General features: G+C 35.9%; 11 protein-coding genes. 3 read left to right on the top strand and 8 right to left on the bottom strand.

The features are described from left to right. Window positions 1-145: 145 nt before the first annotated feature. Both IAR63_RS17170 and IAR63_RS17175 read right to left on the bottom strand, forming a co-directional pair. Window positions 146-1,669 carry a M16 family metallopeptidase gene (locus IAR63_RS17170; protein WP_187706111.1) on the bottom strand — a complete coding sequence of 508 codons (1,524 nt, stop codon included), beginning with the start codon at window positions 1,667-1,669 and terminating at the stop codon, window positions 146-148. 21 nt (window positions 1,670-1,690) lie between these two features. Further along, window positions 1,691-3,238, bottom strand: coding sequence for a M16 family metallopeptidase (locus IAR63_RS17175; RefSeq protein WP_187706112.1), 1,548 nt, complete (start codon window positions 3,236-3,238; stop codon window positions 1,691-1,693). Window positions 3,239-3,391: 153 nt separating this feature from the next. On the opposite strand from IAR63_RS17175, the gene IAR63_RS17180 reads away from it, so the two are divergent. After that, entirely contained in the window at window positions 3,392-4,018 is a 627-nt protein-coding gene (locus IAR63_RS17180) for a TetR/AcrR family transcriptional regulator (RefSeq protein ID WP_187706113.1), read from the top strand. A 113-nt stretch (window positions 4,019-4,131) separates the two neighbouring features. On the opposite strand, the gene IAR63_RS17185 is transcribed toward IAR63_RS17180, so the two are convergent. Beyond that, a complete protein-coding gene (locus tag IAR63_RS17185; protein WP_187706114.1) occupies window positions 4,132-4,332 on the bottom strand; it encodes a hypothetical protein in 201 nt (66 codons plus the stop codon). A 60-nt stretch (window positions 4,333-4,392) separates the two neighbouring features. On the opposite strand from IAR63_RS17185, the gene IAR63_RS17190 reads away from it, so the two are divergent. Continuing rightward, complete coding sequence (locus tag IAR63_RS17190; protein WP_187706115.1) at window positions 4,393-4,824, top strand: DUF29 family protein; 432 nt, start codon at window positions 4,393-4,395, stop codon at window positions 4,822-4,824. 350 nt (window positions 4,825-5,174) lie between these two features. Next, window positions 5,175-5,771, top strand: a complete 597-nt coding sequence (sodB, locus tag IAR63_RS17195) for a superoxide dismutase [Fe] (protein WP_006277967.1) — start codon at window positions 5,175-5,177, stop codon at window positions 5,769-5,771. Between the two features lie 185 nt (window positions 5,772-5,956). On the opposite strand, the gene IAR63_RS17200 is transcribed toward sodB, so the two are convergent. The 5 genes from IAR63_RS17200 to IAR63_RS17220 all read right to left on the bottom strand — a co-directional run bounded on the left by IAR63_RS17200 (window position 5,957) and on the right by IAR63_RS17220 (window position 15,915). Then, on the bottom strand, window positions 5,957-8,386 hold the full coding sequence (locus IAR63_RS17200; protein WP_187706116.1) for a hypothetical protein: 2,430 nt from the start codon (window positions 8,384-8,386) through the stop codon (window positions 5,957-5,959). A gap of 123 nt (window positions 8,387-8,509) precedes the next feature. Further along, window positions 8,510-10,312 (bottom strand): phospholipase D-like domain-containing protein, encoded by a 1,803-nt coding sequence (locus tag IAR63_RS17205; RefSeq protein ID WP_187706117.1) that lies wholly within the window; start codon window positions 10,310-10,312, stop codon window positions 8,510-8,512. A 31-nt stretch (window positions 10,313-10,343) separates the two neighbouring features. Beyond that, window positions 10,344-12,038: an AAA domain-containing protein gene (locus IAR63_RS17210; RefSeq protein WP_187706118.1), complete on the bottom strand. Its 1,695-nt coding sequence runs from the start codon at window positions 12,036-12,038 to the stop codon at window positions 10,344-10,346. A 47-nt stretch (window positions 12,039-12,085) separates the two neighbouring features. Beyond that, complete coding sequence (locus IAR63_RS17215; RefSeq protein WP_187706119.1) at window positions 12,086-13,684, bottom strand: DUF2357 domain-containing protein; 1,599 nt, start codon at window positions 13,682-13,684, stop codon at window positions 12,086-12,088. Further along, window positions 13,684-15,915 (bottom strand): AAA family ATPase, encoded by a 2,232-nt coding sequence (locus tag IAR63_RS17220; protein ID WP_187706120.1) that lies wholly within the window; start codon window positions 15,913-15,915, stop codon window positions 13,684-13,686. Before IAR63_RS17220 ends, IAR63_RS17215 begins: the two co-directional genes overlap by 1 nt. Window positions 15,916-15,958 lie beyond the last annotated feature (43 nt).

Raw genomic sequence — 15,958 nt, forward strand, 5'->3', positions numbered from 1 at the left:
TCAAATTTGCAACCCTTCAACATCAAGTTTATAGACATAATTTCAGGCTTATTGTCTCTAAATTACCCCACTCTATAAGCTAGAAACTCTGGGATTTATCAGTGGGGTAAGAGCTTTGAACTGGTTTCCTATCTCCCGGGAAGATTTACTTTTCAGTTGATTTTTGAGTCTGTGTCTTGGATCCAGGGATGGTGATATCTATTGGTGTGATTTTACTTGCTAACTGGGTTAACGGTGGTTGAATGGCACTTTGATTTCCCACGACTAAAGTAACTAAATTCTCTGGTTTGAGATATTTCTGAGCCACTCTTTGCACATCTGCAGCTGTGGTTTTTCTGACCGCTTTTTGATAGCGAAACAGAAAGTCAGCAGGATAACCATAATATTCATAACGCATTAACCGTGACAGGGTTTGACCTGGGTCCTGAAAATTGAATACAAAAGAATTTAGAGTAGACTCCTTAGCGTACCTTAATTCTTTTTCTGTTACTAACTGGTTCTGAATGCGCTTAATCTCTAATTGGATTGATTTTATAAACTGTACTGTAGCATCAGAACGGGTTTGTCCACCAGTAATAAACATACCCGGATAATCAAAACGGGGATCCCATAAACCATATACAGAGTAGGCTAAACCTTGGCGCGATCGCACTTCATTAAATAGTCTTCCTCCGAATCCATTTAACACTCCATTCATCACATCCAATGCTGCATAATCTGGACTATTGAATTTTCCCCCCAAATGTCCCATTAAAATGCTGCTCTGTGTCAGTTGTGGTTGATTGACAAAGAATAACCCATTTAAATTAGCTTGCTGCACTGGTGGTAATTGAGTTTTAGCAATGTTGGGATTCGGTTGCCAATCACCCAGTTTAGTCTCAATCAGAGAGCGCATTTTTTTCGGGTTAAAATCCCCCACAATTCCCAGGATTATGTTATTAGGATGGAAATATTGCCCATAAAAGTTAATCACATCTTCTCGCTGAATTTTATCGAGAGTTGCATATTCTATAGTGCGTGCATAGGGGCTATTTTCACCATAGATTAATTTGCGAAACTCCCGACTGGCAATATTGTCAGAATCATCATTGCGACGGGCAATACTTCCCCTAATTTGAGTTTTAATCAATTCCAACTTTTCTGGAGCAAAAGCTGGTTCTCGTAAGACTTCTGCAAACAACCCGAACACAGTTTCTAAATCTTCAGTTAAACTTTCAAAACTCGCAGTTCCACTGCTTTCATTAATGTCAGTTTCTACGGATGCTGCTCTTTGTTCCAAAATTTCATTTAGTTGATCCGGCGAATGTTTGTCAGTTCCTCCAATGCGCATCAGTGAACCTACAATGTCACCCAAACCAACTTTATCTCCCGCTTCCCAACGACTACCAGTCTTAATTAGGGTTGTTCCACTAACTAAGGGTAATTCATGATCCTCCATTAAATAGACGACTAAACCGTTGTTTAATTGGAATCGCTCATACTTTGGCAGTTTAATTCCCGGTAAAGAATTGAATTGTAAGTCGCTATAATGCTTCGCCGCTGCTGTTGCTACCCTTGAGAAATTCAAGGTCAATAATAAGGCAATTACTACTGCGAAAAATAATTGCCAACTTTTACCCAACTTGGGGAAAATATTGCGTGAAAATTTCAATTTTTTACTCCTGACCATGATTTTTTTCTTCCTCTCTACCTATGATTTTTGGGAAAGTAATTTACCAATTGTGCGATTTTCCGCTGTGAAGGTTGATTGTGCTACTCTTTTAATATCCGCAGGAGTAACCTTTGTAATGTCATCCAATTGCTTGAATAAATTCCGCCAAGAACCGGTTTTTACTTCATATTCCAATAGTTGCTGTGCCATACCCATATTGGAATCTAAACTCCTCAGTAAACCCGCCCTGGCTTGTGTTTTGACTCGCTCTAATTCTTTCTCAGATACGAGCTGGGTTTGTAATTTGGTAATTTCCTGACCTAGGGCGATCGCCAGTTCATCTACTGTATGACCTGGCGCTGTCAGGGCATAAAATAACATTAAATTAGGATACTTATCTCCTGGAAAACCACTAATTCCCTCCGCCACCAAAGCCACTCTTTGGGTTTCAATCAAGGATTTATACAGTCGTGAAGTCCTACCATCACTTAGTAAACTGCTAATAATATCGTAAACAGCATTATCAGGGTCAGTGATACTGGGACGATGATAGCCCTCCAAATACCAAGGTTGGGAGGGTAGTTCTATTGTAATTTCTCTGGTACTGGTTTGTTTGGGTTCAGGAGTAATTTTAGCTTGTGCTTTCGGTTTAGCTGCATATCTACCAAAATAAATTTTGGCCAATCTTTTAACCTGATTAGGGTTAACATCACCAACCACCGCAATGGTTAAATTACTGGGAACATAATAGTTGTTAAAAAACTCCCTCACATTAGCTGGAGAAAGGTTACGAATATCTTCATCATAACCAATAACAGGTCTCCGGTAAGGGTGAACTTTAAAAGCAACATCGGTGAATTTTTCCACCATTAACCCTACGGGAGAATTTTCTACCCGCATTCGTCTTTCTTCTAAAATCACATCCCTTTCTTTATAAAATTCTCGGAATACCGGTTCTAAAAATCTTTCTGATTCCAGAGACATCCACAGCTCCAATTTATTGGCGGGAAAACTATAAAAGTAACGGGTTGCTTCACTAGAAGTATTAGCATTTAAACCCACACCTCCAGCTTGTTCAACTATTTGACCCATTTCATTTTGTTTCACCAATTTCCCAGCTTGAGCTTCTACGGTTTTGAACTCTTTTTTTAGCTTTTCTAGCTCTTCCGTTCTATTTTCACTCTTGGCAGCTCTAATTTGACTATCTAATTGCTCTAATTTATCTAATAATGGCTTCTCCGCTTTGTAGTTTTTTGTACCAATGCGCTTAGTTCCCTTAAAAGCTAAGTGTTCTAAAAAATGAGCTACCCCTGTCTGTCCATCTGGTTCATCTATCCCACCAACATTTGCATAAGTGAGAAAAGAAACCACGGGTGCTTGATGTCTTTCCAAAACAATAAACTTTAGACCATTATCTAAAGTAAACTCTGTTAGCTGCTTAACAACCCGATCTAAATAGGGCTTAATCGAACTTTGATTACCTTGTAGGGCGATCGCTGTTTGAATGGGAAAATTACCAGAAAATAACAGAAATGCTAGGGTTATTACCAGAAAACGGCTCATACAAGTCAAAATCCAATGGCTCATAGCAAAAATTCAACTAAATTTACACTTCTTTAAAATTCGGGTCAGTTAGCAAACAAAGCATTAATCTTCTATTAAGCTTTCTGTGCTTCCTAACTTTCATGTTAGACAATGCAGATAAAATTCGTGTTCCCTAACACACACCGAATAACTACTATGCCAGTTTCTCATTATTCCTCCCCTTCAGAAACTCAAACCCGTAGCCGCATTCTTATAGCAGCATTGCGTTTATTTGCTTCCCAGGGATTTGATGGCACTACCACCCGTGATTTAGCCCACGCTGCAGGAGTTGCTGAGGGTACACTCTTTCGTCATTTTGCCAATAAAAAGGCAATTCTGGTAGAGGTAGCAACCAATGGTTGGGTAGAAATTCTCACGGACCTACTGACAGAATTGAGTGAAATGGGTAGTTATAAAGCCATAGCTCAGGTTATGCGTCGCAGAATGTGGAACATGCAAAAGAATGTTGATTTGATGCGAGTTTGTTTCATGGAGGTACAGTTTCATCCAGATTTGCAGGATCGCATCCAAACTGAGGTGATTGATAAAATGACCAGTGTTGCAGAAGCATTTTTCCAAACCGCCATGGATAGAGGTGTCTATCGTCAAATGGATGCTAAATTGGTTGCTAAAGTATTTTTAGGAATGTTCGCGATCGCAGGTTTTTCTCATCAAACCCTAATTGATCCCAATGCGTCTCCCCAGGACATGCAACAAATGGCTGAGGGTTTAGCAGATATCTTTTTAAATGGAGTTTTGGTTAAGGAATCCACAATTCAATAATAATTCTCATCGAGAATCTGCTCAGTGGAAAAAGGACACTTTTCTGGGTAATCATCCTGGGAATGAACACTTACACTAAACCCGCTCTTTGACCCTCTCTAATCGCTAATTTTCTAGCATCGGGATATGCTTCCCATAGCGCTTTCTCCCAGAAATAAATGAACATGGTCTGGAGCAACCTCAAGAGCGAGGATATCCCAGTCTTTTTCTTTATAACTATTAGCACCTTGAAGACCCAAGCACAAGCACTTAAAGTCAACTGCGATGGTTTTGTAGGAGTCCTGGTCAAAGTTACCAAAATTTAGTAAAATCATTTTGTAAGTCAGCAAAACCAAGAGTAGCTTTCTACAGCACCAATTTATGGGAGACCGAAAATGGAAGAACTGCTAGAACTCAAAACATTGTTAACTCAAGGAAAAGTTCTTGATGCTCTGGTCTTGGTGGAGGAAATGACCGAGATGAGTAAAGATGACAAGATCAATAAAATTTACAGTTTTGCAGTTATTCTCATACTACATCTAATTAAACGGCAAGTAGAACAACGGACGACTCGTTCCTGGGATATTTCTATTTCTAATGCAGTTCGTCAAATTAATCGCACTAATAAACGCCGAAAGGTAAACGGTTACTATTTAAGTGGTTCTGAATTAAAAGCAGCTCTTGCAGATGCCTATTATTCCGCACTAGATGGTGCTTCCTTGGAAGCTTTTGAAGGTCGTTATTCTAGTGAGGAATTAGCTGAGAGAATTGATTATTGTCGTCTAATGAAAGATGCTTGGGATTTGATCTCAAAGCAACAAAATTAGTCGGACGAAAAGTCAACCCATGGGGGTGTTGGATTAAACTCAACCTACATTAATCTTATATTTAATTCCACTGACCCACTTAATTCCATGCTTTTTTACTCTTCCATTTTATCTTTACATAGTTTGGTCTTTTAACGCCAACTTACTTACTACGTCTACGTTAGTAGATTTTAGTAGGTTTTGTCAAAAGGTTTGGTCGACTTCCCTCCTGTCAAAACATGTAGAGTGTTATTGTATTTTTTGATAATTTCTGTTATAATTGCGGGGAGTGGCCACACAGCTTGGGATTTCTCTAGCCAAGGTGGGACAATAGCTCACGCTGGAAAACCATAAAGAGAGGATTTGAAAAAATGGCATTTACACAGCTTCCTTTACCATACGACTTTAACGCTTTAGAAAGTTACGGCATGAAAGCTGAAACCTTTGAATACCATTATGGTAAGCATCACAAAGCATACGTAGACAACCTAAACAAGCTAACTGAAGGTACAGATTTGGCGGATAAGTCTCTGGAAGAAGTAATCCAAATTTCCTTCAAAGATGCATCTAAAGCTGGGGTTTTCAACAATGCAGCACAGGTTTGGAACCATACTTTCTTTTGGAATTCGCTTAAACCTGCAGGTGGCGGTGTCCCTACCGGAGTATTAGCAGACAGAATTAGTCAAGACTTTGGTAGTTTTGACAAATTTAAAGAAGAATTTTCCACAGCAGCAGCAACTCAATTCGGCAGTGGTTGGGCTTGGTTAGTTGATGATGGTGGTACGCTCAAAGTAATCAAAACACCAAACGCCGAAAACCCTCTAGTACACGGTAAAAAACCACTCTTAACCATTGATGTATGGGAACACGCTTACTATATAGACTTTAGAAATGCGCGTCCAGCATTCATCAAAAACTTCTTAGACAATTTAGCCAACTGGGAATTTGCTGCTGCAAATTTAGGCTAAGTCTGATAAGACATTAATAATAAAAAGTTAAAGCTTTTAAGCGTTCATGTTATAGCTACAGCTATAAGATGAACGTAGGTTGGGCTGAAGTATGAAACCCAAAGTCCGCATGGGTTACCCTAAGCCATCCTACAAATAATTGTGCCTCCCTAATTAGAGGTTGGGTAAATAATTGAGAGGACAATTTAACCCTGAAGCAGATTAGCTATGCCATCTTCTGTTGAGCGTCCTTCAATTAACTCCTGAAAATAGTGATTTAATGGTCTTTCAGAACTAATTGTTTTCAAAATAATCCTATCATTTTGAAATTTGTCAATAACTCTCAAGGCTAGGTGAAATTCTGCCGAATTTGGGTGACAGAAATTTGCGTCATAAGCGCAAAAAGTTAGCAAGTAAATAAGAGATAAAAAAGCATTCTGTTTGTATTGGAACTCGAAATCTCCATAGTGTCTAGTTAGTAAATAGTTGATAATTTTTGTAAAATGTTCCAGGTATAGACGAGAAGTTAACAAGGTGTTAGAAGGATTATTAAAATCATAGTACCAAAGTAAAATTCTGCCATACCCCCACAAGTATTGACTTGTTTCAGATGTATATTGTAAGTCAAATAATTGGAAATATCTTTGTTGTAGTTGTTCAGTTACAGCGATTCTTGATAAACACTGTAAATACTCATTTGACACGTTTTTGTCCCTTCCACTATTATCAATAATTAATTTCACCTGAGAGTCAGAAAATAAACTATCTGACATATCTCGTGAACATATAAATTGTGAGAATTGATATAATTTACCAGTAAGAATTATTGCATTAGTCAGTAAATTTTTCTGGTGGTAACTTACAGGTCTATTGTGTCTTAGATATTGATTAGTCGTAGTAATCATAAAATCAATTACTCTGTCAAATTGAGAATTTGTTAATTTTCGTTTCAACCCTGTAACAATCTCCTCATCCTCAATGGATGAAACCTCGATAAATTGTAGTAAATCAGGATTCTGTCTGTGTCCTAAGTGTTGATAAGCTTGTCTGAAACTTGTACTTAGTTGTTCGTAAGTTCGACTATTAATGACATTTAATTGAGAGATTTGATTTAAAGAATTCATAAAATTTCCAAGAGCTACACTTGCGTTCAAACGTCTAATTTGAGACAGAGATCTTTGTTGACGATTTTCACTGATTCTGGAGGGGGGGATGTAGCTATAAGAGACATTAACCCTGTTGACCAAACTAGTTTTAATAGTATATTGGTTTTGCAAATCTTTAACTTCCAGTCTAGGAAAAGATCCTGGTTGTAGATAAAACAGAATTTGTACTAAGACTTCCTGATCATTTTGGTTGCTGTGATGATTGTGATAGTTTTCAATATCAATTCTGTAATCCTGGGGAACACCATTGATAGAGTAATCAGAACCATTGACTCTAATTGGTAAATTAGCACTATTTCTACCACGGGGAATTTTCACAAAGTCTTGATCTCTACTAGCTATTCTTCCTGTTAAGACTGTAAGCTTACCTTCATAAGAAATAGCATCTCTTTCATCAGATAACTCAATCCATACTTCCTGTCCATCAATAGCTATAGCGAACTCAATTCGATCTAAATAAATTCCAAACAAGGGAAACCCCAGCTGATTTTTTTGGATCCATATCTCTGAAAACCTTTGGATTTGAGGTGTGAAACAAATAAAGTTAGATAAATGCAGGTAGGAAATTTTCTCAAAAATATTATATTGACTGATTAAGACAAACTGGTATTGGGGATACTGGGTAGTAAGTTGATTGACAAGGTTAATATCCGGTTGAATTTGCTGGTAAACAATATTAGCAATATCGAGTATAAGTACAGTGATTCGTTTATAAAAAATTTGGTGGTCATGGTATACTTCGATAATCAAACTTATAGACTCTTGACCAATTTGAGATTGAACAAATCTAAAAAAATTAATCTTGCGTAAATAATCACCCAGGTGGTTAATGCTTTCCTGATTTGTAGCTAATTGAGGGAATTGCTGCTGTAAGAAAAACTCAGCTATGGAATAACATACCCGTAAATATGTTGTTTGAGAATTGCATACACTAGGTAAAGATATCTGATGTCTAGTATCAAGAATAGGAATTTGGTAAGGACTATTTTCTGGTTGTGTAAAAGTAACTGGAACTAAAGTAGAAATATCAAAACTATCGAAATCAATAAATACTAGTGGTTTAAATGGTTTAGGGGAGGGGTTATGTAGGTGTCTTTCAAGAATTGCTTCACGGTGACTCCAATAATGATAAGCACTGCTATATAAATAACCGTCCTTAGATCCCAGACCATACCTCATACTCAGGGTCATTAAATCCAAAGTATCACTAATGATAAATAAACGTTCCCTATCTCCTCCGCTTAGTTCAGTTCCCATAGATAGGAAATTTAACTCCTGGGAATTAATAGTTAACTCAGAAGCAAGAAAATTATTACCTATTGGTGCAGTTAAATAAGGATAATTAGAATATTTATCCAGAAACAATTTGTAGTCTCTACTCGATTGAGGAACTATATCAGATTCTTCCTTCACTAAAAAAGTATACTCACAAGCATCAAAATAAGATTGTAAATTAAATAATCTAGGCATATTTTCCTGTTCCTTACTGATTTTAAGTTTTTATGTTTTTTTGAACCTGGTCTAAATTAAGTAGGGAGGCACAATTATTTGTAGGTTCATCTTATATTTAATTCCACCTACCCACTCTCTAAATTACTTTAATAAATTTAGATTTTCTAGTCTATCAATGATTTGGTTAATTTCCATTTTATCAGTAGTTTTATACATCAAATCATATAAATTTGCCTGATTCATGTTAGGGTTATCATGGAAAATAAAATCAATATTGAAATTAAAATTAATTCCCCCAATGTAAGCTACTTTATTCCCTAAAATAGTAATCTTAGCATGGAGATTATCAATCTTGCGAATATTCTGAACATTAAAGCTCCTCCTATAGAAGTTTTCATATCTCACAGACACACTCGAATCAATAAAAACTCTCGTATTTAATGAACCAAGATAACCTGCTATTTCCCTAGATGGTTGAAAACTACGACTATAAATTCTGATCTGTTCATTGTGAGGAAAATTGCGGAGGTTTTCTATCAAATCTTGCTGATATTGTGCTGATGTCAAAAAGTTATCATGATTTTTTCTATATCTTCGAGGATAAATCACGGAGCGCAACCGAAATCCATCACTATTAGCATCAGGTATAACCTCATTTTTACTGTGATTATACCAAAAATTTTGGAAATAACTAATTAGATGTTCATGCTGAGAATTATTACTAACGACTATTCCAGCTTCCGTATTAAAGTCCAAACTGCGACGAGTCAGATTACAGGACCCCAGATAAGCAGCTTTTTCCGAAATATAGGTTTTTAAATGGAAAGCACCACTACGAATCAGTATATTCTCACTCAACAGCATTCTCAAACAAGATTTTTTACGTTCATCGGTTATTTGATATTGTTCCGGTATGACCATAGAATCTGATATTTGTTCATCAATGCGGTCTAAAAGTTCATTGTTTAAATCTGTTAATATATAAACAGGTAATTTTGCGGACTTGTGACAAATTAATTCTGTTAAGTGCTCATCCTCAATAATATAACTAGAAACTAGTAAAAACTCACTTGCTTGGTCAATAATTTGGTGGATAGTTCTCCGATTTTTACCACTATCGATTACAAAACTAATTTGAGACGCATGTGAGGGATTTGGTTGTAGTTCATCAGGTAAACCTATGGGTTGATATTGGTATGTTGACACATATTGATCAACTAGTAACTGAACATCTGTGGTCAATTTTGATATATAATCTTCCTGTATTTTGCTACTAAATCCTAGGAATGTAATAGCAGATCTTAATCTGATAGGTAATTCCTCTATAGGAATCCAAATTTTCACTTGTTGAACATTATTATTAGATAGGTGACAATCAAAATTAAGAAAGAAATTATTTAAATCATGAGATTTCAAAGCATAATTAATTTTTTCCAAATCAGGTAAATTTTGCCAATAATCTTGAGATGCGTTCCATAGTAGTTGGATAAAATCTGAGTTTAAACCTGGGTAATCAGATTCTTGTATAGTCAGGAGGTAATTTCCCATTTGTTCATAAACAGTACCAGAAAAAATAGGAATTTGTGTATCTCCTGCTGTTAAACTAATGCTTCCTTCCTCGCAGACAAAGTTATAAGCATATTCCTGAATATCTCGATCATTTAATTGAGAGTCTATATGTTTGAGCAACTTGAGAGATGGTACTTGGTAAATATCACTTGCTCTCATAGCACCACGACTTTGTTTGCACAAGTTAATTAAAACCGATTCTGGGATAAAATCTAATCCGAAAGATTGACGTAACAATTCAGGTGTTCTTCTCCGATATTTGGTAGATATCGCTTGTACTTCTTGAACTAAATAATTTAAGGATACGGATGTAGCTTGTGTTCCATTTAATAGCAGTCTTTCAAATTTTCCCGATAATCTAACTTGTATTTTCATAATTCACGGTTGATTGAGATGGGGACTTGATTTAGATGATAACTTGACGTTCTTGAGAGACAGCAGGATGATATAATAATGATCTAAGGGGAGAATTATATCTTCGCCATACATCACAGTCACCAAATAAAAATAGATAATCTTTTGCTCTTGTTAGGGCTATATTAATATCCTCTACTGGAATATTTTTAGGACTACCTGAACAATTAACCATAATGATTTTCCTTTCCTTTCCACTCCATTCTCCTGCTGTACCAACAAATAGTTGATTCTGATATATGGATGAGATTGTAGGTAAAATTTCCTTAATAGCATCTGTCTGGGTTGGAGAAAATGTAATCATCCCTATTTCGGACATAACTTGTCCATCCTGATTTCTGATTAATTTTTCTAAAAATCTAACCATATTTTCTGCTACGGGTTTATCCCCTACCATGGTGTCAGATACATCTTGCCAAATAATTCTTCTATTAATTTGCGATAGATTGATTCCAGGTAGGTTATCATCAATGTAATATGACTGACTATATACCCAATAATTACAAATACACGAGTAGACAACTTTAGCCATGACTGGATGTAGTCTAAACTGTTCCTTTAATGTACAAACATAAGCTGGTGATAAATGCCTTTGCAGCCATTGAAAGCAATTAAATTGCAAACAGTTATAAGGATATGGGATAGATTTTTTAGCTTGTCCATATGTTGGAGACATATCTTCACCAAACAAAACCAGTTTTTTGCATAATCCTGCCAAAAATAATAGCTCTATCCAATGGAGACGATTTGCTTCTTCTACGATGATTATATCAAAACTAGTTTCCCATAAAACCCTATTTTCCACCTGCATGAACTCAGCAACAGTACCAGTAATAGTGACTTGTGGATTGGCTAAAAGTTGACGGGCAATTTCTTCAATTCCTGCTTGTGAGAGGTGATTATAAATTTGGCTTAATCTTAATTGCTCTTGTAAAAAAGGCAATAGTTGTTTCAACCGATAAGCTAATAAGTTTAGTCTTGCTTGGGTTAAGTTTTGAAATTCTGACTCTAACTTTAGTATATCTGCTAATTGTTGATAGGTGTTATTTTCAATAATTGGCAACCATGTTTCTAATTTTGCTGGTGTTCTTAATTTTGACAACTCTACATCTGGTAGTAAATGTAATGGCAAATAATCCATTTTAGCTTGAGCTAAATTATCATAACGTAAGCGATTGATTACCTTTTGATAATAATCCCCTTGTGGGGAAAGTACCAGTGGATAAGTTGTTAGGTTATAATAGGGTGACAAGGATGCCAAATTATGAGCTAAAATCAACATCTTATGAGAACAATCAATAGCCACTTGAGCAAGATTTTTAGCAATAGAGGTTTTTCCTGTTGCTCCTGTTCCGGAAATCACAGTGATAGGACTATTTGAAAGTGCCATTTCCAACGCTATTTGTTGATTTCCACTCAGGGGAATCCTAGGACTAATGGAAGGAAAGTTTAAGGATAATCGCTCCTGAGAGTAAAATGCGCTGTTCCTACAGATCGTTTGTATGATTACCTCTATGGATAATGAGGCAAAATTGTAAATCTCTAATAGTTTTTCCCATTGTGCTTGGGTAACAGGTGAAATTTCAGCTGCTGTATATATTAAATTTTTTAATTGTCTTTTAAATCCGCCTCTATCAAGTTCCTCAATTTTATTTTCTTCAGTTTCATTAGGTTCGTTAAAGTTCATACTAAAGTCCATATTGTAATTCTCATTATAAGTCATAGTATCTTCTGTTAATTGCGTTCAAGCAAATTGGTGATCATTTTGGTAATTATTTCAACGGTTGGATAAAATCCCTGCTCCGTCAAATTTTCCGGTAACTTCATTAACCTGAAATTTTGAGATGCAATTTCTAGATTATGATTTTCCCCATAACTCGAATTATAAGTTGACGGATGTTCTTGTAAATATAATACAATTGCTTGTGAAAATGAATCAAAACTTCTACTTCTTTTTTGCATTTCACTAATTACATCCTGACTGGGAACATACCAAAATACCCAAATGGGAAATTCTAACTTTGTGGAATTTAGTTCCCCAGAATCTAACTGATGAATTTCTAAGGTTAACACCCAATCACCTCTAGAAATTTCAGCTGGTTTCTGCAAACCAAATACATAAACTTGGTTCTGTAAAAATACTCTAACTGTAACATTTTGATCTCTAGTTAAATAACATCCTTGATCAGCAATTAAGTTAGATTTAACCAGGGAACTAGCATTTATATTTACATGATTAAATTTGAGTAATGCCGCTGTGAAGTAAATATAAACCACATCCGCCAATAAGGAATTTCTAAAACTCCATAACTTCTCTTTTTCATACCTCTTGCGTACATATTCTAAATATGCCTGATAAAAACTCTTATATGTAGCATTTTGCTGTAGCACATAATTTGGTTTTGTGAACTGATAGTTTTTATTTTGAATCGTATTAACTATTGGCTGACTTTGAAACAAATCAATTACTAATCTAATTTTTCTAACTTCTCCCCTAAACTGAACTGCTCCACTTCTTTCATATTGAAAACAACTCAAGTGTAAATATCGAGTAAAATAAACCAGAAATTTATTTTCAGGAGTGTTAAAATCTTGATATCGTTGAATCCCCATTAGTTCTTGTTTTGAACCAGCTTTTTCTACAGCAGTTAACCCAGGTCTACGAATATAATCTCGTAAACAATAACTATCCATTTCTTGAATTTTTCCTACTGGCATTGATTCTGCTTGTCTTCTCAGTTGATGACGTAGCTTGTCACCAATTAATTCTAACTTTCGGCGCAATTGATATTTTTTATCTAAGCTGATTACAATTGGTAAATTGGCATCTTTAAGGTTCACAGAGTGTAACTTTTGTGGTACTCGACTGAGCAAAATATGAGATTCCATATTAAATCTTACGGTATTTTCTCCACTAAATATGTCTGTAAACATGCCAATAAATAACCGGATTAATTCGGATACTGTTTTATCCAAACGATTTCCTAATCTATTTTCCCATTCTTCGATTTCTGCTTCCTCTTTAATAGTTTCTAGATCCATAACTTGACCCATGATAGGTAATTTATAAGATTTTTTAGAAACTTCTAAATTCAATACAGACCTTAAATCCTGCCAATTATGTTCATCAGAATAGGATAAATTAGCTGGTTGTAAATAGGGAAACCCGATTTGATAAACTCCCGGAACAATGGTGATAAACCAAGACGATAAAGATAAATCTTCATATGGTTCCAAAACAATAATTGGACGGTCGCTGGCACTCAATTCAGTCGAATTTGAAATCGGGTCAGACTGATTCAGATAGGCAAATAAATTGGAATATATTTTCATTATACCTCTTCATCTTCATATACTAAACCCTGCCAAGTAAACTGTCCATAACGCCCCTTTCTTGCTTTATCAAAGGCTGTAATTAATGGTTGATCATTGATATCATCAATAATTCTGCCCATTTCTTCTAGCTGCTCATGAGCTTCGTCAACCATCACTCCTCGTAATTTGGGCAACAGTTTCTGTCCAAATTGATCAGCGAGGGCAAATTTAAAAGCTGGGGATTCAATACTCTCCACTTGTGGATAGTTAACCACATATTGAGTAATAGCTTGGTAAACACGATGTGCAAATGGGTGTCCCATTTTTTCCATTACCTCATTAGCTTGGTTCAGGAAATATTTGACGCTCCTAACTATTTCAGAATTGGGATTGGGCAATTTCACCCACGATTGAAAATGAGAATAGGGTAGATAACTGGAATCCTGATATTGAACTGTTGCTCCTTGATTCTCCTGACGCAATTTTAAATTTTGTGGTCTACCAAAGGTTAAGACATTTGCTCTATCTAGTACTTTGTCAGATAGGGTCTGTGTAGTTTCATCTTCATTCATCGTTCCCACAAATAAAAAGGAGTTGGGAATTTGTAAACGACGTTCATTTTCACGAATTCGCAAACTACCTACATCCAGTTCTAAGTGGGTCGGGTGATTACGGCGACTTTCCAATTTAGACAAAAACTCACTAAAGTAATATTCCACTCTGGCTAAATTCATTTCATCCAGTAACACAATGACTATTCTGTCCTGCATTTCTGGCTGTCCATATTGATATAGTCCTCTCATTAAGTCAGTTGGTTTAAATTTCTTTTCCACATAGTTATAAAAACCCTGCAAATCCTGGGGAGAATCCCATCGTGGTTGTACAGCTAATGTTAGTAATTGGGCACCAAGATAATTGGCATATCTTTGCGGTAGTTCACTTTTACCCGTCCCACTAATCCCTGCTAAAATTACTAAGGCAGAAATGTCTTGTACTTTTAAAGATGTGTGGAAAGCATTAACTGTTCTAGTTGAAAAAGTTAATCCTTGGGACCTAATTCTAGTAATAAAATCAGCTATAAATTCTGATTCTTGCTTTCTTGGTTTAATTATTTGTGGTAGATTATTCCAAAGCTTTTCTTTCAAAGGCTGTAAGGCTAATTCCGCACTATTTTCTATTTCTACAATTTCCTGTTTGTATCTACTAATTGTTCTTTCAAGTTCCTGTTTTTGTTCTTGTAAATGACCATTGCTCTCTTCTAAAGCTGCTTTCTTACCCTGCCAAGTCTGTGTTTCTGTTTCTACCTCTCTTAACCTTGAGCTTTCGTCTGCAATACTCAGTCTTAAACTATGTAATTTTTCTCTTAATTCTTGGACTTTTTGGTATTCGTTTTGATTTTCTTGGATTGAATGTAAAATTTGTTGTTTTTCTAATTCTAACCTTTGTATTTCTGGTCTTAACTGATTAACTTTTACCTCATAATCTTGGTTTTGTTTAATAATATTATCATAGGTAAAACGCAACAATTCTAAATCAGCTGCACGTTGTTCTAGTTCCTGAGACTGATTTTTCAGATTTTCAACTTGTGTGGTCAACTTCTCTAAATCAATTTCTTTAGCCCGTAATTCCAATTCAATAGAAACAGTTTCTTGTCTGCGGGAATCTAAGGATTCCAGTTGAGAGGTGAGCCCACTGATTTTTCCTTCTAAAGCACTTTTCTCAATTCTAGATTGTTCAATTGCTCGTCTGAGTTCTTCCAATTCTAATAAACGAGGATTCTCTTGATTAATCACACTGATGCGATTTTCCAATTCCTGTTTTTGTGCTGTCAGATTGGCAACTGTTTGGGTAATATCTTCCAATCTAGACTGATTTTGCTCCCATTCTCTTCTAATGAATTCTAACTCAGCTTGCTGATTACCTAATTTCCCTCTCAGGACTACTAGATTTTCTTCTTCCCTTTCTCGGTCTTGTTGTAACTGCTTTACAGTGGGCCTAAGAGTTTCTATTTGTTGGATTAGGTTTGTTGATTCTTGTCTTGTCAGTTCCCGATTTTTTAGTTCCTCAAGCTTAACTAATGTGACCCGATTTCTATCATCTTCCAACTTGCGAACTACAGAAGCTCCCATAATAGCACCAGCAGTGCTACTTAATACCCCTATACTAGCTTGTCCGTTAGCTATACCCGTCAAGATAACACCAATACCCACACCCGCACTAAGCCCACTAACTATAATCAGATCCTTCATGCTAACCCAATACCCCCTTTTATACAACACAGACACTGTAAAC

Source organism: Cylindrospermopsis curvispora GIHE-G1 (genome assembly GCF_014489415.1).
Lineage (GTDB): Bacteria > Cyanobacteriota > Cyanobacteriia > Cyanobacteriales > Nostocaceae > Raphidiopsis > Raphidiopsis curvispora_A.

Excerpts from the sequence above, each read along its gene's own strand:
- IAR63_RS17175 (WP_187706112.1), bottom strand. The coding sequence starts at position 3,238 with ATGAGCCATTGGATTTTGACTTGTATGAGCCGTTTTCTGGTAATAACC.
- IAR63_RS17220 (WP_187706120.1), bottom strand. The coding sequence starts at position 15,915 with ATGAAGGATCTGATTATAGTTAGTGGGCTTAGTGCGGGTGTGGGTATT.
- IAR63_RS17210 (WP_187706118.1), bottom strand. The coding sequence starts at position 12,038 with ATGAACTTTAACGAACCTAATGAAACTGAAGAAAATAAAATTGAGGAA.
- IAR63_RS17215 (WP_187706119.1), bottom strand. The coding sequence starts at position 13,684 with ATGAAAATATATTCCAATTTATTTGCCTATCTGAATCAGTCTGACCCG.
- IAR63_RS17200 (WP_187706116.1), bottom strand. The coding sequence starts at position 8,386 with ATGCCTAGATTATTTAATTTACAATCTTATTTTGATGCTTGTGAGTAT.
- sodB (WP_006277967.1), top strand. The coding sequence starts at position 5,175 with ATGGCATTTACACAGCTTCCTTTACCATACGACTTTAACGCTTTAGAA.
- IAR63_RS17180 (WP_187706113.1), top strand. The coding sequence starts at position 3,392 with ATGCCAGTTTCTCATTATTCCTCCCCTTCAGAAACTCAAACCCGTAGC.
- IAR63_RS17205 (WP_187706117.1), bottom strand. The coding sequence starts at position 10,312 with ATGAAAATACAAGTTAGATTATCGGGAAAATTTGAAAGACTGCTATTA.
- IAR63_RS17185 (WP_187706114.1), bottom strand. The coding sequence starts at position 4,332 with ATGATTTTACTAAATTTTGGTAACTTTGACCAGGACTCCTACAAAACC.
- IAR63_RS17170 (WP_187706111.1), bottom strand. The coding sequence starts at position 1,669 with ATGGTCAGGAGTAAAAAATTGAAATTTTCACGCAATATTTTCCCCAAG.
- IAR63_RS17190 (WP_187706115.1), top strand. The coding sequence starts at position 4,393 with ATGGAAGAACTGCTAGAACTCAAAACATTGTTAACTCAAGGAAAAGTT.